The organism is Amycolatopsis heterodermiae, assembly GCF_034929455.1.
In the GTDB taxonomy this organism is placed as follows: domain Bacteria; phylum Actinomycetota; class Actinomycetes; order Mycobacteriales; family Pseudonocardiaceae; genus Amycolatopsis; species Amycolatopsis heterodermiae.
Window position 1 is genome coordinate 58,171 of the sequence record NZ_JAYFSI010000013.1, and the last position, 22,897, is coordinate 81,067.

The 22,897-nt window shown below is 71.0% G+C and carries 21 protein-coding genes and 1 pseudogene; 9 read left to right on the forward strand and 13 right to left on the reverse strand.

Annotation, left to right across the window (positions count from 1 at the left end):
- The first annotated feature begins 29 nt into the window (after window positions 1-29).
- A pseudogene (gene sfnG, locus VA596_RS39525) lies at window positions 30-1,146 on the forward strand (dimethylsulfone monooxygenase SfnG).
- A 34-nt stretch (window positions 1,147-1,180) separates the two neighbouring features.
- Window positions 1,181-2,422 (forward strand): SLC13 family permease, encoded by a 1,242-nt coding sequence (locus tag VA596_RS39530; protein ID WP_323334376.1) that lies wholly within the window; start codon window positions 1,181-1,183, stop codon window positions 2,420-2,422.
- 4 nt (window positions 2,423-2,426) lie between these two features.
- On the opposite strand, the gene VA596_RS39535 is transcribed toward VA596_RS39530, so the two are convergent.
- The 5 genes from VA596_RS39535 to VA596_RS39555 form a co-directional block, all read right to left on the reverse strand.
- On the reverse strand, window positions 2,427-3,410 hold the full coding sequence (locus VA596_RS39535; protein ID WP_323334377.1) for a hypothetical protein: 984 nt from the start codon (window positions 3,408-3,410) through the stop codon (window positions 2,427-2,429).
- Window positions 3,411-3,491: 81 nt separating this feature from the next.
- On the reverse strand, window positions 3,492-5,237 hold the full coding sequence (locus VA596_RS39540) for a glycosyltransferase family protein (RefSeq protein WP_323334378.1): 1,746 nt from the start codon (window positions 5,235-5,237) through the stop codon (window positions 3,492-3,494).
- A gap of 185 nt (window positions 5,238-5,422) precedes the next feature.
- Window positions 5,423-6,547 (reverse strand): bifunctional RNase H/acid phosphatase, encoded by a 1,125-nt coding sequence (locus tag VA596_RS39545; protein ID WP_323334380.1) that lies wholly within the window; start codon window positions 6,545-6,547, stop codon window positions 5,423-5,425.
- Entirely contained in the window at window positions 6,544-7,281 is a 738-nt protein-coding gene (locus tag VA596_RS39550) for a zinc ribbon domain-containing protein (RefSeq protein WP_323334382.1), read from the reverse strand. The genes VA596_RS39545 and VA596_RS39550 overlap by 4 nt, the downstream gene beginning before the upstream one ends.
- 10 nt (window positions 7,282-7,291) lie before the next feature.
- Window positions 7,292-8,113: a Nif3-like dinuclear metal center hexameric protein gene (locus VA596_RS39555; RefSeq protein WP_323334384.1), complete on the reverse strand. Its 822-nt coding sequence runs from the start codon at window positions 8,111-8,113 to the stop codon at window positions 7,292-7,294.
- 515 nt (window positions 8,114-8,628) lie between these two features.
- Between VA596_RS39555 and VA596_RS39560 the strand changes: the two genes are divergently transcribed.
- From VA596_RS39560 to VA596_RS39570, 3 genes are read left to right on the forward strand one after another with little or no spacing between them, the layout of a single operon-like run.
- Window positions 8,629-9,090, forward strand: coding sequence for a low molecular weight protein-tyrosine-phosphatase (locus tag VA596_RS39560; RefSeq protein ID WP_323334385.1), 462 nt, complete (start codon window positions 8,629-8,631; stop codon window positions 9,088-9,090).
- Window positions 9,091-9,150: 60 nt separating this feature from the next.
- Window positions 9,151-9,996: an SURF1 family cytochrome oxidase biogenesis protein gene (locus VA596_RS39565; RefSeq protein WP_323334388.1), complete on the forward strand. Its 846-nt coding sequence runs from the start codon at window positions 9,151-9,153 to the stop codon at window positions 9,994-9,996.
- Between the two features lie 50 nt (window positions 9,997-10,046).
- Window positions 10,047-10,670, forward strand: coding sequence for an FMN-binding negative transcriptional regulator (locus tag VA596_RS39570; RefSeq protein ID WP_323334390.1), 624 nt, complete (start codon window positions 10,047-10,049; stop codon window positions 10,668-10,670).
- Window position 10,671: 1 nt separating this feature from the next.
- On the opposite strand, the gene VA596_RS39575 is transcribed toward VA596_RS39570, so the two are convergent.
- Window positions 10,672-11,562, reverse strand: a complete 891-nt coding sequence (locus VA596_RS39575; RefSeq protein ID WP_323334391.1) for a cobalamin biosynthesis protein CobD/CbiB — start codon at window positions 11,560-11,562, stop codon at window positions 10,672-10,674.
- A gap of 745 nt (window positions 11,563-12,307) precedes the next feature.
- Window positions 12,308-13,000, reverse strand: coding sequence for a FadR/GntR family transcriptional regulator (locus VA596_RS39580; RefSeq protein WP_323334392.1), 693 nt, complete (start codon window positions 12,998-13,000; stop codon window positions 12,308-12,310).
- A 90-nt stretch (window positions 13,001-13,090) separates the two neighbouring features.
- Between VA596_RS39580 and VA596_RS39585 the strand changes: the two genes are divergently transcribed.
- From VA596_RS39585 to VA596_RS39600, 4 genes are all read left to right on the forward strand, one after another.
- Window positions 13,091-13,585, forward strand: coding sequence for a gluconokinase (locus tag VA596_RS39585; protein WP_323334394.1), 495 nt, complete (start codon window positions 13,091-13,093; stop codon window positions 13,583-13,585).
- Window positions 13,582-14,949 carry a GntT/GntP/DsdX family permease gene (locus VA596_RS39590; protein ID WP_323334396.1) on the forward strand — a complete coding sequence of 456 codons (1,368 nt, stop codon included), beginning with the start codon at window positions 13,582-13,584 and terminating at the stop codon, window positions 14,947-14,949. Before VA596_RS39585 ends, VA596_RS39590 begins: the two co-directional genes overlap by 4 nt.
- Before the next feature lie 277 nt (window positions 14,950-15,226).
- On the forward strand, window positions 15,227-15,550 hold the full coding sequence (locus VA596_RS39595; RefSeq protein ID WP_323334397.1) for an ArsR/SmtB family transcription factor: 324 nt from the start codon (window positions 15,227-15,229) through the stop codon (window positions 15,548-15,550).
- Complete coding sequence (locus VA596_RS39600; protein WP_323334399.1) at window positions 15,547-16,053, forward strand: SRPBCC family protein; 507 nt, start codon at window positions 15,547-15,549, stop codon at window positions 16,051-16,053. Before VA596_RS39595 ends, VA596_RS39600 begins: the two co-directional genes overlap by 4 nt.
- Window positions 16,054-16,104: 51 nt before the next feature.
- Here the strand turns inward: VA596_RS39600 and VA596_RS39605 are convergent, their stop codons facing one another.
- From VA596_RS39605 to VA596_RS39630, 6 genes are read right to left on the reverse strand one after another with little or no spacing between them, the layout of a single operon-like run.
- Window positions 16,105-17,073 (reverse strand): N-acetylglucosamine kinase, encoded by a 969-nt coding sequence (locus VA596_RS39605; RefSeq protein WP_323334400.1) that lies wholly within the window; start codon window positions 17,071-17,073, stop codon window positions 16,105-16,107.
- Window positions 17,070-18,335, reverse strand: a complete 1,266-nt coding sequence (locus VA596_RS39610) for a 6-phospho-beta-glucosidase (RefSeq protein ID WP_323334401.1) — start codon at window positions 18,333-18,335, stop codon at window positions 17,070-17,072. Before VA596_RS39610 ends, VA596_RS39605 begins: the two co-directional genes overlap by 4 nt.
- Window positions 18,332-19,222, reverse strand: a complete 891-nt coding sequence (locus VA596_RS39615) for a carbohydrate ABC transporter permease (RefSeq protein WP_323334403.1) — start codon at window positions 19,220-19,222, stop codon at window positions 18,332-18,334. Before VA596_RS39615 ends, VA596_RS39610 begins: the two co-directional genes overlap by 4 nt.
- Window positions 19,219-20,214: a carbohydrate ABC transporter permease gene (locus VA596_RS39620; protein WP_323334405.1), complete on the reverse strand. Its 996-nt coding sequence runs from the start codon at window positions 20,212-20,214 to the stop codon at window positions 19,219-19,221. Before VA596_RS39620 ends, VA596_RS39615 begins: the two co-directional genes overlap by 4 nt.
- Complete coding sequence (locus VA596_RS39625; protein ID WP_323334407.1) at window positions 20,211-21,572, reverse strand: extracellular solute-binding protein; 1,362 nt, start codon at window positions 21,570-21,572, stop codon at window positions 20,211-20,213. The genes VA596_RS39620 and VA596_RS39625 overlap by 4 nt, the downstream gene beginning before the upstream one ends.
- 23 nt (window positions 21,573-21,595) lie before the next feature.
- Entirely contained in the window at window positions 21,596-22,831 is a 1,236-nt protein-coding gene (locus VA596_RS39630; RefSeq protein WP_323334811.1) for an ROK family transcriptional regulator, read from the reverse strand.
- Window positions 22,832-22,897: the final 66 nt, after the last annotated feature.

The window sequence follows — 22,897 nt, forward strand, 5'->3', positions numbered from 1 at the left end:
CCCTGCGACGTCGTTGCTCTACTCGGGCCATGGCTTCGCTCGAAGAACCCCTGAAATTCGCCTACTGGGTCCCGAACGTGAGCGGTGGGCTCGTCACGAGCGACATCGAGCAGCGCACCGACTGGGGCTACGAATACAACCGCGAACTGGCCGTGCTCGCCGAGGACAACGGGGTTCGAGTACGCCCTCTCCCAGGTCCGCTACACGGCCAGCTACGGCGCGTCCTACCAGCACGAGTCCACCGGGTTCAGCCTGGCGCTGCTGCTCGCGACGCAGCGGCTGAAGGTGATCGCGGCCGTGCACCCCGGCCTGTGGCACCCCGGTGTGCTGGCGAAGTTCATCGCCAGCGCCGACGTCATCTCCGGCGGCCGTGCCGCGGTGAACGTCGTCAGCGGCTGGTTCAAGGACGAGTTCACCGGGCTCGGCGAAGCCTGGCTGGAGCACGACGAGCGCTACCGGCGTTCGGAGGAGTTCATCCGCGTGCTGCGGGAGCTCTGGACGAACGACCACGCCGAGTTCCGCGGCGACTTCTACCGGATCCACGACTTCGACATCAAGCCGAAGCCGGTCGCCGCGCCGCACCCGGAGATCTTCCAGGGCGGCAACTCCACGGCGGCGCGCAAGCTCGCCGGGCGCGTCTCGGACTGGTACTTCAGCAACGGCAAGGACTTCGACGGCTTCAGCGAGCAGGTCGCCGAAGTGAACGGCTACGCGGCCGAGAACGACCACACCGTCCGATTCGGACTGAACGGCTTCCTCATCGCCCGGGAGACCGAGAGCGAGGCGAAGGCCGTGCTGCGCGAGATCGTCGAGAAGGCCAACAAGGACGCCGTCGAGGGCTTCCGCAACGCCGTCAAGCAGGCCGGGAAGTCCACTTCGGACAGCAAGGGCATGTGGGCGGACTCGGAGTTCGAGGACCTCGTGCAGTACAACGACGGCTTCCGCACCCGGCTGATCGGCACGCCGGAGCAGATCGCCGACCGCGCCATCGAGTACAAGCGGCGCGGGGCGAACCTGCTGCTGCTCGGCTTCCTGCACTACCTGGAGGACGTCGAGCACTTCGGGAAGCACGTGCTGCCGGTGATCCGGGAGAAGGAACGCGAGCTCGCCCGGGGTGCCGCGACCCCGGAACCCCTGGGCGTCTGAACGTCCCGAAGGAGGCTCCGGCTAGCGTGAGCCGGTGAACTTCTGGGCGGGTGCCGCGAGCCTCGTGCTCCTGATCGGGGTGCTGGTCTTCGCGATCGTCCGCCCGCGCGGCTGGCCGGAGGCCGTCGCCGCGGTGCCGGCGGCGGGGCTGGCGCTGCTGCTCGGGCTCGTGCGCCCGGCCGCGGCCGGGCACCGGGCCGTCGAGATCCTGCCGACGCTCGGCTTCCTGGCCGCGATCCTCCTGCTGTCCTTTTTGGCCAGTGTGGACGGCGTGTTCGACTGGCTCGGCAACCGCCTGGCCGAGGCCTGCCACGGCAAGCCGAAGCGGCTGCTGGTGCTGACGTTCGCCGCGGCGGCGGGCGTCACGGCCGTGCTCAGCCTGGACGCCACGGTCGTGCTGCTCACCCCGGTGGTGCTCGCGACGGCGTCGAGCCTGAAGATGCCCGCGCGGCCGCACGCCTACGCCTGCGTGCACCTGGCGAACTCGGCCTCGACGCTGCTGCCGGTGTCCAATTTGACCAATCTGCTGGCCTTCGCCGCGTCCGGGCTGACGTTCGCCGGGTTCACGGCGTTGATGGCGCTGCCGTGGCTGGTCACGATCGGCATCGAACTGCTCGTCTTCCTGCGGTTCTTCGCCACTGATCTCCGGCCGCAGGAGACGGCGGAGCCGCGGCAGCACCTGGAGACGCCGACGTTCGCGCTGGTCGTCCTGGCGGCCACGCTGGCCGGGTTCGGGCTGGGCCCGCTGGCCCACGTCGAGCCGGTCTGGATCGCCGCGGCCGCGGCCCTGGTCCTGGGCGTGCGGGCGCTGGTCCAGGGCAAGATCAAGCCGTGGCAGCTGGTCAGCGAGGCGGCGCCGCAGCTGTGCCTGTTCGTGCTGGGCCTGGCGGTCGTGGTCGAGGCGGTCTCGGAGCACCTGCTCGGCGGCCTGCTGCGTGACCTGCTCCCGACGTCGACGGGCCTGGTGGACCTCCTGCTGGCGGCCGGCGTGGCGGCCCTGCTGGCCAACCTGGTCAACAACCTCCCGGCGACGCTGATCCTGCTGTCGGTCCTGGGCACCCACCCGGCGCCGGGCGTGCTGCTGGCGGTGCTGCTGGGCGTCAACATCGGCCCGAACGCGAGCTACCTGGGCTCGCTGGCGACCCTGCTGTGGCGCCGAGCCCTCCCGCGGCACCCGTCGGCGCGCACGTTCCACACGCTGGGGGCGCTGACGACCCCGCTGTGCCTGGCCGCGGCGACGGTGGCCCTGTGGCTGGGCCTCACCGTCGCCAGCTGACCCGTCATTGGCGCGAGACGTCGCGCCAGTCCTGACGATCCAGGACATCCCGGTACTGCCTCAGGATGCGGTCGCGTTGGCCGGGGGTACAACCGTTCCGCTCGGGCGCCCGCGCCTCCAAGCAGCCGGCGATGATCTCGGCGGTGCGGTACCTGTCCGCTGCCGGGCTCTGCCGCGCGAGGTGTGCCGCGTGTGCGGTTAGCACAGCGGACGCCGGCGGATAGGTCTCCAGGCTCATGCCCATGCCTTCGCAATCGGCCATGGTCCTCAGCAGCAGACCGGTGTGGTCGACCAGGTCGTCGTCCGGGTCACCGGCGGCTTCGTGCAGGTGAGCCGCAGTGGCGACCTCTCCTGCGAAGTAGCCGTTGAGGAAGTCACCGTCACAAGCATGGCGAAGCAGCCAGGGACGGGAAACGGAGGTCACTCGCCGGCAGAGAGCTTGCACGACGTAGACCCGTCCCCAGCCGCCGACGCGCTGGGCCAGCCAGAGCAGGGCCTCCTCACCGCCGCTACGACGCCTGAGCGCGTCGGCGGCCAGCGACCCGAACCGGTCCGACAGCAACCCGATGGTCTGGATCAACGGGATGTCCTGCTCGACCGGGTCGGTGGCCAGCAGGGCCAGTCCGATCGTGGCCGAGCAGCGGTCGGTGCTGTGCCGCACCAGCCATCGGCCGGTGTGCCGAACTCGCTGCCGGTCCGCCCGCAGGGCGGCCGCGGCGATGTGCTCGTTGCGGTGGATCGGGACGTCGACGGCGTGGAACGCGTCGACGAGATCACTGGGCGGGGCGGCGGGGTCGCCGAAGTACCGGTCGAGGACACGTGCGGCTTCGGCACCTTGAAGGCGCCGATCCCGCACGGCCGGTGGACGGTGCCGCCGGTGGGGACCGTCGTCCGGATACGGCTCGCCGTCCCACGGCAAGGGCGCGTCGGGCGCCGCCTGGTGCAGCCGCAGAGCGTGCCGGAACAACGTGGTTCGCGGCGCGCTCACCGGCGGGCGGAGGGCTCGATTCTCTCGGTCATGACCACCATGATCACCGGCCGGAGCCCGTCCGGGCAAGCAGGTTACGGGCTAGTTGCCCGGCATCCGCAGGGTCTGTCCCGGCTTCATCGTGGCGCCGCAGTCGTCCAGCGGGCCGCCGAAGCGGTCCGCGGCCACGGCCGGGATCGTCACCTTCGCGTAGTCCTGCGCGGCCTTCAGCTTGGCCGGGTCGGTCACGGCGTCCTTGCGGACCCAGTCGCCGTTGCGCAGGCCTTCGATCGGCGACGAGTAGATCAGCACGTAGTCGCGGTCCAGGCGGGGGTCCAGCGCGATGCCGTTGCCCGCGGCCCACGGGCCCCACGAGTGGATGAACGTCGGCTTGACCGTGTCGAAGACGTAGTTGCGCAGGCCGGCCAGGTCGTTGTCGTGGACCAGGTCGGCGATCGGCTTGTTGACCAGGCCGGCCATGTCCACCAGCTCGAGCCGGCTGGTCATCGACGAGCCGCCGAGGTCCGGCAGCAGCAGCGACGCCTTCTGCAGGCCCAGGATGTCGGCGTAGGTGTTGAACCCGCGGCCGAAGCGGTCCGCGACCAGGCACGCCGTGATGTTCGGGTTCTTCGCGAACTTGTCCGCGGCCTGCGCGAAGCCGACGGCCGACGGGACGAACGCCCCCACCAGCACCACGACGATCCCGATCCGCAGCAGCGCCCGGCGGTGCTTGAGCAGCTCACCGGCCGAGAGCGTGCCGGCGATGACCGCCAGCGGCCAGATCGGGCTGGCGAACCGGTGCTGGTACATCCAGTCGGCGACCATCACGCCGTACGCGACGATCCCCAGCCCCAGCGGCACCAGGAGCGCAACCAGCGAACGCCGCCACGGCGCCTTGACCAGCGCGAACACGATCACGAGCAGCAGCAGGACCACACCGGCCCAGCCCGCGTACCCGGCCAGCTCGAAGGGCCGCTTCAGAGCGTCGAAGCCCGGCAGGCCCTGCTGCTTGGCGACCGACGGGTTGGCCAGCAGCCGCCCGAACTCGGAGTGCCGCCAGACGACGTACGCGCCGAACGGGACGGCGAACGCCGCCACCGACAGCAGCGCCAGCCGGAAGCTCTTCCAGAACAGGCCCGAGCGCAGCAGGAACAGCGCGGCCAGCGGGTACGCGCCCGCGTAGATCAGCCCTTCGGGCCGGGTCAGCGCGGCGAACGCGACCATGACGCCCGCCCAGAGCGCGACCTTCGGCGTCAGCAGCTTGTCGCGCTTGACCGCGACGAACAGCGTCACGCCCAGCGTGACCACGGCGAACGCGAACAGCGAGTTCTCCAGGCCGGACACGACCCAGATGACGAACGACGGGATCGTCGCCAGCGTCAGGCCGGCGACCAGGGTGACCAGCCACGCGAAGCGCGTGAAGATCTGCTTCGCGGCGATGTAGCACGCCGTCAGGATGCCGCCGGTGAACAGCAGGCCCAGCAGCTTCGGGAACAGCACGTAGTCGGGCAGGCCGAACAGCTGGCCGTGGTCGAAGAGGCCGACGAGCTTGCCGACGCCGAGCAGCACCATCCACGTCGGGTCGGAGAAGCCCTCGACCGGCGGGGCGCCCGGCTGCAGCACCGGGCCGAGGCCGTCGGCGAAGCTGCGGGCGTAGGAGAACGTGATGGCGGCGTCGTCGACGATCCAGTGGCCGTAGCGGGTGGCGTGCGCCGCGACGGCGGCCACCCCGGCGAGCACGGCCAGCACCGGCGCCAGCCGCGCACCCCAGCTCCGGCTGGTGGTGGCGGGCGCGGGGTCCTCGGGGACGTCGCTCTGGGAGGTCTCGCTGAGTGCGCTAGCCGTCATTTCCTCGTCACTGTTCCGCCCGCAGGCCTCTGCCGGTGGGATACGCACGAGCTGGCGCCCCATGAAGCGCGCCCGAGGCCGGACCCGCCACCGCGGCGTCGCGGTCGAGACACTGTAGCCAATACCCCATCGGGGGTCGGCCACGCGTCGCCGTTGAGCGTGATCCACCCCACATTTGTCCGGCCTCAGCTCAGGTGCGACGTGTCGTTCACCAGCCGGACCGACGCGTTGCCGTCCGGGTAGAACTCCACGATCGACAGCGACGCCAGGTCCAGGTGCAGCCGGAACAGCAGCGACGGCCCGGCGTCCAGGCCCATCCGCAGCAGCGTCTTGATCGGCGTCACGTGGCTGACCAGCACCAGCGTCCGGCCGCCGTGCTCGGCGATCAGCTCGTCGCGGGCCTTGCGGACGCGCCGGTGGACGACGTCGAAGCTCTCGCCGTCAGGCGGCGGGACCGAGCTGTCGCCCAGCCAGGAGCGGTGCAGTTCGGGGTCGCGGTCGGCCGCCTCGGCGAACGTCAGCCCCTCCCAGTCGCCGAAGTCGGTCTCGATGAGGCCGGGGTGGGTCTCGACGCGGCCGCCGAGCGCGTCGGCGACGGCCTGCGCGGTCTGCTTCGTGCGCGTCAGCGGCGAGGAGATGATCGGGACGGCCTCGCCGTCGACGATCAGACCGTCGGTCGTCGCCAAGCGCTTCGCCGCCGCGGCGGCCTGCGATCGGCCCAGCTCCGTCAGCGGAACGTCGCCGCGACCGGAGTAGCGGCGCAGCGCCGACATCTCCGTCTGGCCGTGGCGCAGCAGGAGCAGCCGGGTCGGCGTGCCGCGCGCGCCGGTCCAGGCCACCGTCGCGCGGTCGGGCTTCCGGGTCGGCAGCTTCGGCGCGGGCTTTCCCGCGGCAGGCTTGCCGGTGGCCGTGTCCATGGCCTCGTTGGCCAGCCGGTCCGCGTGGGAGTTCTCCGCGCGCGGGATCCACTGGTAGCTGACGCGCGAGAAGCCCGCGGCCAGCTGCTTGGCCTGCTCGGCGAGCGGCTGCATGTCCGGGTGCTTGATCTTCCAGCGCCCGGACATCTGCTCCACCACGAGCTTCGAGTCCATTCGTACGTCCACAATGGACGCTCCGAGCTCGGCCGCGGCGGCCAGCCCGGCGATCAGGCCGCGGTACTCGGCGACGTTGTTGGTGACGACGCCGAGGCCTTCCTTGCGCTCGGCCAGCACCTCGTCGGTCGCGGCGTCCTTGACGACCGCGCCGTACCCGGCGGGCCCGGGGTTGCCCCGGGAACCGCCGTCGGCCTCGATGACGACGTGCTCGGTCACAGGCCGGACTCCACGGTCCTGACCAGGATCGCGCCGCAGTTCTCGCACTGCACGACGTCGTCCTCGGGGCCGCCCTTGATCTCGTTGACGGTGTTGCGGTCCAGCTCCAGCTGGCAGGCACCGCACCGGCGGGCGCGCAGCAGCGCGGCGCCGATGCCCTTGTGCTCGCGGACGCGCTCGTACAGCTTGAGCAGCGGCTCCGGGAACCGCGGCAGCAGCTTCGCGCGGTCTTCCTCGCGGCGGGCGAGGGTGGTGTCGAGGTCCTTGAACGCTTCGTCGCGGCGGATGACCGCGGCCGCGACCTCGGCGTCGGCCTTGTCGACCTCGGCGCCGGTGCGCTGGGCGTCGAGCCCCAGTGCCTCGCGCTGCTCCATCAGCTCCAGCAGGTCGTCCTCCAGCGCGCTCTGCCGGCGCTGCAGCGTCTGCAGCTCGTGCTCGATGTCGGTCATCTGCTTGGAGTTCACGGAACCCGACGCCAGGAGCTTGCGGTCGCGGTCCTCGCGAGCGCGCACCGACTCGATCTCCTTCTCCTGGCGGGCGACCTCGCGGTCCAGGTCGGACGCGGCGGTCTCCACGGACACGAGGGCGTCGCGGCGGTCGCGGGCCGTCTTCTCGCCGGCGTCGATCTCGGCCAGTTCGGGCAGGGTGCGGCGGCGGTGCGCGGTGCGCGAGAGCTCGGCGTCCACCTTGGCGAGCTCGAGCAACTGGCGCTGCACGGCGGGTTCGGCCTTCACGGTGCTCCTCTTAATTCGATGTGCGCTCGGCGCGGACGTTCCACGGGTCGGTGCACCGCGTGGAGACGCAGATGTCGACGTTACCCGCAAACGCTCGCGCCACGACCGCCGAGGCTTGCCCGCACCAGGGCCATTCGCTGGCCCAGTGGGTCAGCCCGACCAGCGCGGGCGCCGTGCCCGGGCGGGCCAGGTGCTCACCCGCGGGGTGATGCCGCAGGTCGGCGGTGACGTAGGCGTCGACACCGGCTTCCGTGGCCCGCTCGAGGTAGGAGTCGCCGGCCCCGCCGGAGACGGCGACGGTGCGGATCGGGCGGTCGGCGTCACCCGCGCCGAGCACACCCGGGACGGTCGCGGGCAGGGCGTCGGCGACGCGCTGGACGAAGGCACCGAAGGGTTCCGGCTCCGGCAGCTCGCCGATCCGGCCAATCCCCGTGACGCCGTCCGGCTTCGGGTCGAGGGGCCCGGTGACGCGGAGGCCGATCGCCTCGGCGAGCGCGTCCGAGACGCCGGGGTCGGCGGAGTCGGCGTTGGTGTGCGCGCAGTAGAGCGCGATGCCCGCGCGGATCATCCGGTGCACCAACGCGCCCTTCGCCGTGTCGGCGGGGACGCCGTGCACACCGCGCAGCAGCAACGGGTGGTGCGCGACGATCAGCTGCGCACCGACCTCGACGGCTTCGTCGAGCGTTTCGGTGCCGGGGTCGACGCAGAAGAGCACGCGCGTCACGGACTCGGCCGGATCGCCGCAGACGAGACCGACGGCGTCCCACGACTCGGCGAGCGCCGGTGGGTACGCCTGCTCCAGCACGGTGATGACTTCGGAGAGGGCGGGCATCCGGGGATCTTCGCACGGAGCGTTTCCGGCCGTGAAACGTCGGCCCTGGCTCGTCACGGTGGTCCTCTTGGCCTCCGCGGCGGTGCTGGCCGCGCCGTGTGCGCGGCTCGCGGACCAGATCTACGACCATCGCGGCGCGGGCCCCGGGGCTCGGCCTCAACCAGGCGGACGCGGTGCGGTTCCGCGCCCAGGTCGAGGCGAGCAAGGTGGTCCAGCGCGGCGGTACGCCCGCCGGGCCGCGCTGGGCGACGCGGTCTCGGCGGACCTGCCTGTCGCGTGAGGGGCGCCCCGGCGGCGGGTCAACGCCGCCGCGGGCGCCGTACGGGGGTCAGTTGCAGTTGCCGCAGCAGCCGCAGCCCTGCCCGGTGCACTTCGAGCAACACCCGTGCATGATCGCTCTCCTTCCGGTTCGCGTCCTCGCGCGATCGACGCTAGGTGCCTGGTGAGGGCCGGTGGTACCGCCGAGCGGTGAGCAGACCAGGTGAACCCGCACCGCCGGTGGTTACGCTCGCCGCATGCTTCAGATCGTCGTTGTCTGCTCCGGCAACATCTGCCGCTCCCCCATGGCCGAGCTCGTCCTGCGGAAGGAGCTCGACGACGCCGGGCTCGACGGGGCCGTCCGGCTGTCCAGTGCCGGGACCGGCGGCTGGCACGAAGGGGAACCCGCCGACAAGCGCGCCCGGGCGACGCTCAAGGCCCACGGTTACCCCACCCAGCACGTCGCCTCCGAGGTGACCGAAGACGACCTCGAGGCCGATCTCCTCCTGGCCGCCGACCAGGGGCACGCCGAGTTCCTGCGGGCCCGCGTCGACGATCCGGCGAAGGTGCGGCTGCTGCGGTCGTTCGACCCGTCGGCTCCGGACGGCGCCGAGGTGCCGGACCCGTACTACGGCGGCGACGACGGTTTCGAGGACGTCCTCGGCATGATCGAACGCGCCGTGCCCGGTTTGCTGGATTGGGTGCGTTCGCACCCCTGACACGTCACATTCGGCGAGGTCGGCGGGCGGGCCGGACCGGGCACGGCCTACCGTGGAGGGGTGCGGTTGCGGTTCCTGCTCCGGCCCGGGTGGCTGGCTCTGACGGTGGTGGTCTTCGCCTTCGCCGTCTGCTGCTTCACGCTCCTTTCGCCGTGGCAGTTCGGCCGCAACACCGAGCGCGAGCAGCAGAACTCCTCGCTCGAGACGTCGTTCACGGCCGCGCCGGTGCCACTCTCGCAGCTGCTGCCGCCGGGCTCCGTGCCCGACCAGCACACCGAGTGGCACCTCGTGTCGATCACCGGCCGGTACCTCCCGGACAAGGAGGTCGTCGCGCGGCTGCGGACCGTGCAGGGTGAGGGCGCCTTCGAGGTGCTGACGCCGCTGCGGACGACCGACGGCACGGTCGTGCTGATCGACCGCGGGTTCGTCAAGCTCGACAGCAAGTCCGGCGTGCTGCCGTTCGCGACGGCGCCGGGCGGAACCGTGCAGCTCACCGCGCGGGTGCGCAGCGACGAGACCGACCCGAAGAACCGCGACGCGTTCGCCGACGCGTCGACCGGCGGGCGGCTGCAGAGCTACGTCGTCGACTCGCGGGTCGTAGCGCGGGCGGGCCGGATCGACATCCGGCCCGGGTACTTCCAGCTCGACACCGATCAGCCCGGCGTGCTGGGCGCGCTGCCGCTGCCGCAGACCGACTCGGGGCCGTTCTTCTCCTACGCGCTGCAGTGGATCGCGTTCGGCGCGATGGCGGTGCTCGGCTGGTTGTACTTCACCGTGCGCGAGCTGAAGCCGGGCGGCGCGCTGACCGAGTCGAAGCAGCCGGGCGAGCGGACGCGGCGGAAGTCCGTCTCGGAGATCCTGGCCGAGGACGAGGCCGAGTACGCCGAAAGTGGCCCTTCGAAGTAAGCCGGAAATGGACCTGTGGTGAGGCCACTTGTGGTCTTCATACTGGGTTCATGCTGATCCACCCCTGGGACGCCGCGAAGGACGACGCCGAGTGGCGGGACTGGCTGGCCGGCCACGACTTCGGCCAGCTCATCGCCGGCGGCACCGGCCGCGACCTGCCGATGGTCACGCCCGCGCACTTCGCCTACGACGGCGACCGCACGATCGTCACGCACCTGGCCCGCCCCAACCCGATCTGGCCGCTGCTGGAGGAGCACCCGCGCGCGCTGCTGACGGTGGTCGACGACTACACGTACATCCGCGCGGACTGGAACACGGCGCCCGGCGCGGATCCGGCCCGCGGCGTGCCGACGTCGTACTACGCGACGGTCCAGCTGGAGGGCGACGTCCGCCTGGTCGACGACCCGGCGGAGAAGGCAGCGCTGCTGGACAAGCAGTTGCGGCACTTCGAGACGGACGGCGCCCGTGCCGAGGTGAGCGCGACGGACGCCCCCGACCGGCGGCTGCTGCCAGGCATCCGCGGGATCGAGTTCACGATCACGGGCGTCCGCGCGAAGTTCAAGTTCGGCGGCAACCGGACGGAAGAGGAGCGGGAGCGCATCGGCACCCAGTTGGCAGAGCGCGACGGGCGGCTTGACGCGGAGGCCTTGGCCCAGCTGCGGCGCCGCGGCTGAGTCAGCGCGAGCGGCGCCAGAAACCCGCGACCACCGCGAGCAGCACCGACGTCACCCCGGCCAGCCAGCCGACCACACGGGACAGTTCCACCGCGCGTGTCACGTGGCCCGCGTCCGGGTTGCGGCCGACGCCCAGCACCGGCAGTTCCTCGACCCCGTGCGGGTACACCGTCCGGCCGCCGACGCGGATTTCCAGCGCTCCCGCGAACGCCGCCTCCACGCGGCCCGCGTTCGGGCTCGGGTGGGCGATCGTGTCGCGGCGCCACGCGCGCCACGCGCCGCCCGCCGAGCCGCCGACCACCGGGGCCGCCAGCACCGTCAGGCCCGCCGCGACGCGGGTCGGGACCAGGTGGACGAGCTCGTCGAGCCGGTCGATCGCCCAGTGACCGGGGCGGCCGCGGCGCGTGCGGCGCAGCAGGCTGACCGCCCGCGCGCCCAGCAAGCCCGGCACACCCGCCACCGCGCCCCACACCAGCGGCGCGACGACGGCGTCGGAAGTGTTCTCCGCCAACGTTTCCACCGACGCCCGCGACAGCGCGACCGGGCCCAGCCCATCGGCGACACGGGGGTCCAATTCGGACAGTGTCGAGCGCGCCGGCTCGAAGCGGCACTCCTCGAGGTCGCGCGCGAGCTCGGTGCCCTGCAGCGCCAGCCCGGCCGCGCCGAGCACGGCCCAGGTCGTCACGGCGGTCGCGGTCGCCTGCACCACCGGACGCCCCCGTCCGGCACGTTCGAGCAGCAGGCCACCCAGCACCGCGACCCCGGCAACGGCGGCTCCCGGAGCGGGCCCGAACCGGCGGAAAGCCGTCACCGGCGGACGCCGCCGCGGATCGCCGAGGGCGCCGTCGGCCGCCACGCCCAACACCAGTCCGATCGCGCGCGCCGCGCTCACCCGTGCCCCCCCGGCATAAGAAAAGTCCACTTCGGGGAGAGGCTACTCGCCCCTGCCAGGCCGTCGTGCGGCCTACTCCACCGGGGCCCGCGACCGCTCAGCCGCAGATCGAGCCGGGCCACGACGCCGACGCACACCAGCCCACTCCACCAGCGCAGCGGCCGCCCTGATCGACCCCGGTTCGCGTCCCTGGCCGGTCCAACGACGCCGGGCCAACGCCGACGCACCCCGACCTACCCCACCGGCGCTGCAACCGCCCTCGCCCAATCGACCCTGACTCACGCCCCGGGCTAGTCCACCGACGCCGACATATCCGGGCCCACTCCGCCAGCGCAGCGACCGCCCTCGCCCGACGACCCCAACTCGCGCCCGGGCCCATCCACCGACGCCAGGCCACGACGCCGACGCACCCCGGCCTACCCCACCGGCGCCGCAACGGCCCTCGCCCGACCGACCACAATTCGCATCCCGGGCCCATCCATCGGCGCCGGGCCACGAAGCCGACGCAAACTGGCCTACCCAACCAGCGCCGCGGCCGCCGTCGCCCAATCGACCCCAACTCGCATCCCGGGCCCATCCACCGACACCGGGCCACGGGCCGACCCACCCCGGCCTACCCCACCAGCGCCGCAACCGCCTTCACCCGCCCGGCCCGCGCCCCTGGCCAGTCCACCGACGCCAGGCCACGACGCCAACGCAACCCGGCCCGTCGCGGACCGCCTGACCGACCGGCTCGCGTCTTGGGCTACTCCACCAGGGCCGCGATCTCCTCCCGCGCCTGGATGACGATGTCCCGCATCGCGCGCTCAGCCCTATCCGCGTCGGCCGCTGCGACCGCGGCTGCCACCTCCAGGTGCAGGGCCACCGCCTCCGGCTGGGGCTCCGGGGGCATCAGCCCGTGGCCCGTGCGGCCGGTCAGTACCTCCGCGACGACCTCGGACAGCTGCGCGAACATCGGGTTGCCGGACGCGCTCAGCAGCAGGTCGTGGAACGCGATGTCGAACTCGAGGAACGTCGGGAGGTCGCGCGCTCGGGCCGTCCGCGCCAGGCGCTCGCCCAGGGCGCCGAGGCGGCCGCGCTCCTCCGGCGTCGCTCGCAGGGCGGCGTAGCGCGCCGCGCACGGCTCGATCGCCGAGCGCAGCTCGTTCAGGATGGCCAGGGCCGCCGGGCGGGCCGGGCCGTCGAGCTGCCAGCGGATGAGCTTCGGGTCGTAGTGGTTCCACTCCCCCGGCTCCCGCACCGTCACCCCGACGCGCCGCTTGCTGCTGGTCAGGCGCATCGTCTCGAGCACTCGGACCACTTCACGCGCTACCGTCCGCGAAGCGCCGAAACGCTCCTGCAGCTCTTCGGACCGCAACACCGTCCCCGGCGGCAGCGAACCGTTCGCGATCGCCGCGCCGAGCGCGTCCAGGACCTGGTCGTGCCTGTCGTTCCCCACTCAGCCAACCTAGCGAACTGACTCGATTAAGTAGCACTTAATCTTGAATAAGTAGTACTTTTGAGCTTCACAACGAAGTGGGAGGTGACGATGACCGTCATCGTGGTGATGGGCGTGTCGGGCTCCGGGAAGACGACGGTCGGCACGGAACTCGCGGACGCGCTGGGCGTCGAGTACGCCGAGGCGGACACGTTCCACCCGCAGGCCAACATCGACAAGATGACCGCGGGGATCGCGCTGACCGACGCGGACCGCGCCCCCTGGCTCGAGGCCATCGCCGGCTGGATCCGCGCGCACCAGGAGTCCGGCGGCGTCGTGACGTCGTCCGCGCTGAAACGCCGGTACCGCGACGTCCTGCGCACCGGCGGCAAGGTCTGGTTCGCCCACCTGCACGGCGATCGCGAGGTGCTCGCCGAGCGCATGAAGACGCGCAAGGGCCACTTCATGCCGGTCTCCCTGCTGGACTCGCAGCTCGCCGACCTGGAACCCCTCGAACCGGACGAGCCCGGCGCGATCTTCGACATCCGCGAAACCCCCGACGAAATCACCGAAGCTGCCCTGACCGCCGTCCGGGAGCGCGCATGAACTTCGTCCTCGCGGCCGCCTGGACCGGCCACGACACCCGCCTGATCGCCGCGACGGTCGTCGCCATCGCGGTGATCGTCGTGCTGATCACCAAGGTGAAGCTGCACCCGTTCCTGGCGCTGGTGCTGGGCTCGATCACGCTCGGCCTGACCGCCGGCATGCCCGTCGACAAGCTGCTCAAGAGCTTCTCGAGCGGCGTCGGCAGCACGGTCGCCTCGGTCGGCATCCTGATCGCGCTCGGCGCGATGCTCGGCAAGCTGCTCGCGGACTCGGGTGGCGCCGACCAGATCGTCGACACCGTGCTCGGCAAGGCGCGCGGGGCCGCCCTGCCGTGGGCGATGGCCCTGGTCGCGGCGCTGATCGGGCTGCCGATGTTCTTCGAGATCGGGCTCGTCATGCTGATCCCGGTGGTGCTGCTGGCGGCCAAGCGCACCGGGAAACCGTTGATGCTGCTGGGCATTCCCGCCGTCGCCGGGCTGTCGGTGCTGCACGGCCTGGTCCCGCCGCACCCCGGCCCGCTCGCCGCGGCGGGCGCGCTGAACGCGAACGTCGGGATCACGCTGGCGTTCGGGCTGCTGGTCGGCATCCCAACGCTGGTGATCGCGGGCCCGCTGTTCGGCAAGCTCGCCGCCCGGCTGGTCCCGGACGCCGCGCCGCCCGAGCGGCTGATCCCGGAGCGGGCGGACCCGGACAAGCCGCGGCCGAGTTTCGCGGCGACGCTCACGACGGTCCTGCTGCCGGTCGTCCTCATGCTCGCGAAGGCGCTGTCGGACATCTTGCTGGGCAAGGAAAACCAGGCGCGACGCGTGCTGGACTTCATCGGCGACCCGCTGATCGCGCTGCTCGCGGCGGTGCTGGTGGGCATGGTCCTGCTGGGCCGCCCGGCCGGGCTGGACCGCGCTCGGCTGTCCACTGTGGTCGGTGAGTCGCTGGGACCGATCGCGGGCATCATGCTGATCGTCGGCGCCGGCGGCGGCTTCAAGCAGACCCTGGTCGACGCCGGGGTCGGCGACGTCATCACGGGCCTGGCGAAGGACGCGAACCTGTCGCCGCTGCTGCTGGGCTGGCTGGTCGCGGTGGCGATCCGCCTGGCGACGGGCTCGGCGACGGTGGCCACGGTCTCGGCGGCGGGCATCGTCGCCCCGCTGGCCGCGACGATGGACCCGTCGCACAGCGCCCTGCTGGTCCTGGCGATCGGCGCCGGGTCGCTGTTCTTCTCGCACGTGAACGACGCCGGGTTCTGGCTGGTCAAGGAGTACTTCGGGCTGTCGGTCGGCCAGACGCTGAAGACCTGGTCGGTGATGGAGACGCTGATCTCGGTGGTGGCGATCGCGCTGATCCTGCCGCTCTCGCTGGTGGTGTAGCTCGCGCTTCGGAAGGCCGCCATCCCGCGCCGGGGTGGCGGCCTTCGGCGTTCGCGGGGGTTGGGCGCGAACGGCCCGTCGGCACCACCATCGGCACCAACGGGCCACTCGCGACGCCCGCGGCCGGGGCGCGAACGGACCACTCGCGCCGCGATCGACACGAGCGGACCGTTCGCGCCGCCCGCCGTCCTGCACCCCGCACCCCGCGCCCGATGGACCGACAGCGCCGCCAGGCCCACCGTTGACACGTGACCTTTTGGTCACCTATTCTTCCCGGGTGCCCGACGACGACCTGGTGTTCAAGGCGCTGGCGGATCCGACCCGCCGGTTCCTGCTCGACCTGCTCTTCGAACGCGACGGGCGCACGCTCACCGAACTCGAGACGCAGGTCGACATGAGCCGCTTCGGCGTCATGAAGCACCTGAAACTGCTGGAAGAGGCCGGATTGGTCGTCGCGCGCAAGGAAGGGCGGGAGAAGCTGCACTTCCTGAACCCCGTGCCGATCCGGCAGATCCACGACCGGTGGATCGACAAGTACACCGAGCGCCACGTGACCGCGCTGCTCGACCTCAAGAACGAACTGGAAGGCGACGAGCCATGACGAACACCGTGCAGGTCAACCGCATCTACATCAAGGCGACCCCGGAGCGGATCTGGGAAGCCATCACCAAACCCGAGTGGACGCAGAAGTACGGCTACACCGGCCTCGTCGACTTCGACCTGAAGCCGGGGGGAAAACACCGCACCCACCCGACGCAGGAGTACATCGACGGGGGCTACACCGGGGACCTGATCGACGGCGAGGTCCTCGAAGCCGACCCGCCGCGCAAGCTCGTCATCACCTGGAAGCTGCTGATGGACCCGGCCATGGCCGACGAGCCGTACACGACCGTCACCTACGACATCGAGGCGACGCAGACCGCCGGCACCCGGCTCACCGTCACCCACGACGTCACCGGCGCGCCGCTCACCGGGGCGATGGTCGGCGGGGAGCACGAGGACATCAACGCCGAACCCGGCGAGAGCGCGGGCGGGGGTTGGGCGTGGATCCTGTCGGACCTCAAGTCCCTGCTGGAGACCGGCGACGTCATCGTTTCGGCCTGAGAAGGTCCGGCGGGCCCGGCTCGCGCCGCTTCGGGCCGGGCCCGCCGGGGTCTACGCGCGCTGGGTCGCGGCCTTCAGCGCAGCCTTGGCGGACGCCGGGGCGTCCAGGGTGTCCAGCCCGAACAGGGCCGCCCCGACCACGGGGTTGACGTCGACGACGCGGACCACCGCGCGCGGGGCGACCTTCAGGCACCGCTTCTCGATCTCGGCGATCACGGCGGCACCGATGCCCGTCAGCACGCCGCCGCCGAGGACGATCTCCGGCGCTTCCTCGGTCAGGTCGAGGTTCCGCAGGATCACCGCCGCGAACACGCTGACCTCCTCGACGAACCGGGTGACGATGTCCGCCGCCACCTCGTCGCCGGTCGCCGCGACCTCGAACAGCAGCGGGCAGAGCCCGTGGATCGAGGCGGCGGGGATCTCTTCGAAGTGCAGCCCCTGGACGACGTCCAGCAGCGTCGGCCGGTCGAAGAAGCCGGCCACGGCCGCCTGCAGCGCGGTGCGCGGGCCGCGGCCGTCCTCGGCGCGCACCGCCCACCACAGGGCTTCCTCGCCGAGGCGGTAACCGCCGCCCCAGTCGCCGGAGATCTTGCCCAGCGCGGGAAAGCGGTGCACGCGGCCGTCCGGGCCGACGCCGGCGCCGTTGATCCCGGCGCCGCACACCACCGCCACGCCGACCCCCGCGCTGCCCGCCCGGAGCAGCGCGAGGGTGTCGTTGCCGACGGTCAGCGTGTCGCTCCAGCCGCGGGCCGCCAGCGCCGCGTGCAGCGCCTCCTCCTCACGCGGGAAGTCGAGCCCGGCGAGGTAGGCCGACGTGTGCACCGCGAACGGCTTCTCCCCGTAGTCCGGGAAAGCCTCCAGCACCAAGGCTTCCAGCGCCGCGACGCAGGCCGCGACGCCGACGTTCTGCGGCGAGGCTCCCGGCCCGCGCGACTTCCCGAGCACGACGCCCTCGTGCGACACCACGAGGACCTCGGTCTTGCTGTTCCCTCCGTCGATGGCGATGACAGCCGGCTTCATCCGCGCGCCCAGGGCAAGTACTCACGGTTGATCTGCACGAGGGAATCGGCGAGCGTGTCGGCCTTGGTGTACTGGCCGACCAGCGGGTGCGCGAGCAGCGCGTCGGCCACGCGGTCACGGCCGCCCTTGACCGCCGCCTCCAGCGCCAGGAACTCGTACGCCGTCGTCGCCGCGATGAGACCGGAGAACTGCGGTTCCACGGGCGACTGCGGGATCGGCGTCGCTCCGGCAGAGTCCACAGTGGACCGCGTTTCGATGACGGCGTCGTCCGGCAGGAACGGGAACGTGCCGTCGTTGCGGACGTTCACCACGTGCTCCTCGGCCGGCCCGCCCGCGGTCAGCGCGTGCACCAGCTGCACGGCGGCCTCGGAGTAGTACGCGCCGCCGCGCTTCTCCAGCGACTCCGGCTTCGTGTTCTGCTCCGGGTCGAGGTAGATCTTGAGCAGCTCCTCCTCGACGTCGCTGACGACCTCCGCCCGCGGCCGCTCGGTGCGCTGCTTGGCGACCTGCTCGTCGTGCGCGTAGAAGTACTTCAGGTAGTACGACGGCACGACGTTCATCCGCCGCAACCACTTCTCCGGCACACTGACCTCATTGGACAGATAACCCAGGTGCTGGTCCAGCAGTTCCGGCAGCCGGTCGACGCCGTCGACGAGCGCACCGCGCTCCCAGCTCAGGTGGTTGAGTCCGGTGTGGACGAGCTTGACGTCGTCGGCGCCGACCCCCAGCAGCTTCCCGAACTGCCGCTGCAGGTTGATCGCGACGTTGCACAACCCGACCGCGCGGTGGCCCTCGTTGAGCAGGGCGCGCGTGACGATGCCGACCGGGTTGGTGAAGTTGACGATCCACGTGTCGTCACCGGCGATCTTGCGGACGCGCTCGGCGATGTCGAGCACCACCGGCACCGTGCGCAGCGCCTTCGCGAGGCCGCCCGCGCCGGTCGTCTCCTGGCCGACGCAGCCGCATTCGTGCGGGAAGGTCTCGTCGGAGCGCCGCGCCCGCTGGCCGCCGACCCGCAGCTGGATCAGCACCGCCGACGCGCCGTCGACGCCCTCTTCGAGCGACTGCGTGGTCCGGACCCGTGCGGGGTGGCCGGCGTGGTCGAGCAGCCGCTGGCTGAACCCGCCGACGGCCTCGACGCGGTAGGCGTCCGGGTCCACCAGCACGATCTCGTCGACGTCCAAAGTGGACCGCCGACCGGCGATCCCGTCGATCAGCTCCGGCGTGTAGGTGGACCCGCCACCGACGACTGCCAGCTTCATCCCTTGACTCCCGTGAATGTGATGCCCTTGACGAACGACTTCTGCGCGAAGATGAACAGGATGATCACGGGCGCCATGATCAGCGCGGTCGCCGCCATCGTCATGTTCCACTCGACGTGGTGCATGCCGCGGAAGGACGCGATCGCCAGCGAAAGCGGCCAGTGGTCCTGGTTCTCGCCGGTGTAGAGCAGCGGCCCGAAGTAGTCGTTCCAGGTGAACAGGAAGCAGAACATCGCGGTGGCCGCGATTCCGGGCTTCGCCATCGGGATCAGCACCCGGTACATCGCCTGGAACTCGTTGCAGCCGTCGATCTTCGCCGCTTCGAGGTAGTCCTTCGGAATGGTGAGGAAGAACTGCCGGAGCAGGAAGATCGAGAACGCGTCGAAGAAGAAGTACGGCGTGATCAGCGGCACGAGCGTGCCGGTGAGGCCGAGCCGCACCCACAGGTCGTACAGCGGCACGACCGTGACCTGCGGCGGCAGCATCATCGCGGCCACCGTGAGCATGAAGAACAGGTTCTGCCCGCGCCACCGCAGTTTCGCCAGCGCGTACGCCGCCGGGATCGCCGAAAGCAGCGCGCCGATCGTCGCCAGCGCCGAATAGAGCAGGCTGTTGCCGAAGTACTCCAGCAGCGGCGCCTTCTTGAACACCGTCACGAAGTTCTCGAAGTGCCATTCGGTCGGCCACAGGCTCGCCGTCATCGCCTGGTCGTCCGCCATCACCGCGGTGAGGAAGACGAACAGCAGCGGCAGCATGAAGATCACGCCGAGCGCGATCCCGGTCGCGTGCAACGCGATCCAGGACAGGCGCTTGTCCCAGCTCCGCTTGAACCGCACCTTCGGGTCCACGCCCGCCGGCCTCTGCGGCGCTTCCGCCAACGCGGTCATGCGCCCTCCTCCTGGTGCTGGGACTTACGCAGCTGCCGCACCAAGATCCAGGTGAAGCCGGCCGAGACGATGAACAGCAGCACCGCCATCGCGGCCGCGTAACCCATGTTGAAGTAGCGGAAACCCTGGACGTACAGCCAGATCGGGTACGTCAGCGTCGAGTTCTCGGGTGCGCCGATGAGCTTCGAGTTGCCGGCGACGTCGGCGGTGCCCGCCGAGGCGGACGCCGCGACTATCGCCTGGGTGAAGAACTGCAGCGCGTAGATGATCGAGTTGACCACGCCGAACAGCAGCACCGGCGAAATCGACGGCAGCGTGACGTGCCAGAACTTGCGGACGGCGCCGGCGCCGTCGAGTTCGGCCGCTTCGTACTGCTCGGTCGGGACGTCGAGCAGGGCGGCCAGGATGATGATCATCAGCTCGCCGGAGCCCCACAGCGCGAGCAGCGTCAGCGCGGGCTTCGACATGGCCGGGCTGTTGAACCACAGGCCGCCGTCGATGCCGATGAGCCGCAGGAACCGGTTCACCGGGCCGAATTCGGGGTTGAACACGAAGACGAACGCGAGCGTCGCCGCCGCGGGCGGGGCCAGCGTCGGGAGGTAGCACAGCGTCCGGACCAGGCCGACACCCGACTTCAGCCGGGAGATCACCGACGCGATGCCGAGCGAGAACGCCACCCGGCAGACGGTCAGGACGACCACCAGCCACAGCGTGTTGTACGCGGCCGTGCCGACGAGCGGCTCGGTGGTGAACATCCGGACGTAGTTGTCGAACCCGATGAACTGCGGCGGGTTGATCAGGTCGTACTTGGTGAAGGAGTAGTAGACCGTGGCGATCAGCGGGTAACCGAAGAAGACCAGGAACCCGATGAGCGCCGGGAGCATGAAGAACAGAGCGGTCCGGCGGCGCTTGCCGGCCCGGCGGGCCCCCGCCCGCGCCTTTGAAGGCGCGGACGAGGTTCCGTCGGTTTTCGCGGCGAGGGTGGAGGTCATCCGCCCGCGCCCTTCTGCTTCAGTTCGTCGTCGATCTGCGCGTCCACCTTCTTCAGGCCTTCGGTCAGATCGGGGATCGAGCCGGCCTGCCACTTCTCGGCGAAGTCGTTGACCGCCTTGAGGTGCGCGTCACCGATCGGGGTGGTCTGGTTCGACACGAGCTTGCCGCTGTCGTACATGTCGAGGAACGTCTTGAACTGCGGCTGCAGGTCGAGGCGCGGCGACGTCAGCGAGGCCTTCGTGCTGGGCACGTTCTTCAGGCCGTTGGCCATGTCCACCAGGGTGTCGGTGTCCAATGTGGCCTGCTTGATCAGCTCCCACGCGGCGCCGGGGTTCTTGGCGCCCTTGGGGATCGCGATGATCGTGCCGGTGGTGAAGGCACTGCCGTACTTGTCGGCCATGGTGCTGAGCACCGGGGCGGGCGCGGTGGCGTAGTTCAGCGTCGGCGCCTGGTCCTTGATGAACGCGGTGCGGAACTCACCGTCGTAGATCATGGCCAGCTTGCCCTTCTGGAAGCCGTTGTCCGCGGAGTACTCGTCCCCGAGGCCGGCCTTGAACTTCTCGACCTTGTCGTGGCCGCCGAGGGCGTCGATCAGCTTCTGCTGGAACTCGAACATCGCCTTCCAGCCGGGGTTGCTGGCGAGGTCCGACTTGCCGTCCGGGCCGATGAACGGCGCACCGAAGTTCGGCGCCCAGTACTGGGCCTGGTTGCCGTAGAACGGCATCGACGGCAGGAAGCCGGCGACCTTGATCGAGCCGTCCGCGTTGTACTCGGTCAGCTTCTTGGCGTCTTCGAGCCACTCGTCGGTGGTCTTCGGCGGCGACGTGATGCCCTTCGCCGCGAACATGTCCTTGTTGTAGTAGAGCCCGTAGACGTCGGCGAGCATCGGCATCGCGCACCGCTTGCCCTGGTACTCGGTGTAGTTGCGGACCGCGTCGGGGATCTGGCTGAGGTCGATCTTGTCGCGCTCGATGTAGGGCTTCAGGTCCTGGAAGCTGCCGTTGGAGCACCAGGCGCCGAGGTTGTCGGTGTAGAACGAGATCGCGACGTCGGGCGGGTTGCCACCGCGGATCGACTGCGTGAGCTTGTCGTCGTCCTGGTTGCCCTCGTGCTTGATCTCGATGTTCGGGTACTTCGCCTTGAGCTTGTTCAGGCCCGCGGTGACCACGCCGTACTCGCGGTCGGTGAACTTGCTGTAGACGGTGATCGTGATCTTGTCGTCCTTGCCGGGCGCGGCGGCCGCGTCACCGCCGCCACTGGGCGCGGCGGCGCCGGAACAGGCGCTGGTCAGCAGGACGGACGCCGCGGCCACGGCGATTAACGCTGCGCCGCGACGGGTCCGGTTGGTAGGGCGCATGGCCCTCCTCCTCATCGGTTGGGCTACTCGGTTGGGGACGGGGCGGGACGGGTGTTCGGGACCGCCGCTTTACCGGGCGAGGGTCCGACCGCGGGTCGGCGCGACCCGAGGAGCGTGGGGGTGACGACGCCGAAGACGTCCTCACGGGTTTTGGCGAGCGCGGACTGCAGCGCGCCCGCGCGGACGGCGTTGCCCTGCACGGACGCGCAGCCGACCGGGGTGCGCGGCAGGACGAGGTCGTGCAGCCGGCCCTGGACGAGCCCGGCGAAGTTCTCGCCGCCCGCGCGGCTGGTGTCCCCGCAGAGCAGGACGAGCTGCGGGTCGGCGACCGCGACGAGGTTCGCGATGCCGCCGGCGACGCGCCTCGCGAGGTCGTCGAGGAAGGGGTGCTGTGCGCCTGCTTGCTCGACGGCGTCCCAGGCGGTGCCGGCTTGGATGCCGTAGGCGGCGGCGAGGCGGCAGATCGCGGGCGAGTCGACGAGGTTGCCGAACCGGGCGCCGGCCTCGGGCCAGACGTCGCCGGTGTCGACGGTCGCCGGGTCGGGCACGCGCATCCAGTCGATCTCGCCCCCGCCGCCGGTGGCGCCGCGCAGCAGCCGCCGTCCGATGACGACCGCGCCGCCGACGCCTTCGGACAGCCACACCATGACGAAGTCGTCGACGTCCTGCGCCTTCCCGGCGCTCATCTCCTCGACGGCGACGAGGTTGACGTCGTTCTCGATCAGGACGTCGACCCCGAGCTCGTCGCTGAGCTTCTGCGGGACGTCGAAGCCGAGCCAGCCGGGGATGTGCGGGGCGGAGGAGAGCAGGCCGGTGCGCGGGTCGAAGGCGCCCTGGGCGCCGATGACGACGTGGGCGAGCTCCTCGCGGGTGATCCCGGCGGCCTCGGCGACGTGGCTCAGGGCCTCACCGAAGGTCCCGACGACGTCGGCGCCCTCGTGGACGGGCAGCGCGACCTGGTGCTCGGCGAGGACCGTCCCGGCGACGTCGGCGACGACGAAGTCCGCGACGTGCGGGGTGAGATCGACGGCGGCGACGTAGGCGAGCCCGCCGTTGGCCGACCAGAGCTGGGCGCGCGGGCCGCGTCCGCCACCCCGTACGCCGGCCTTGACGACCAGGTTGTCCAGCTCGAGGCGGGTGATGAGCTGCGCGGTGGCGGGCTTGGACAGGCCGATGGCGAGCTCGAGCTCGGCGCGCGTCAGCGGGCCCTCCCGGAGGAGGACCTCGATGGCCGCGCGATCGTTGATCTCGCGCAGCATCCGCGGGCTACCGGCTCGCACTTGTCGTCGCTCCCGACTTAATTAGGATACTTTACAGACGGTTTC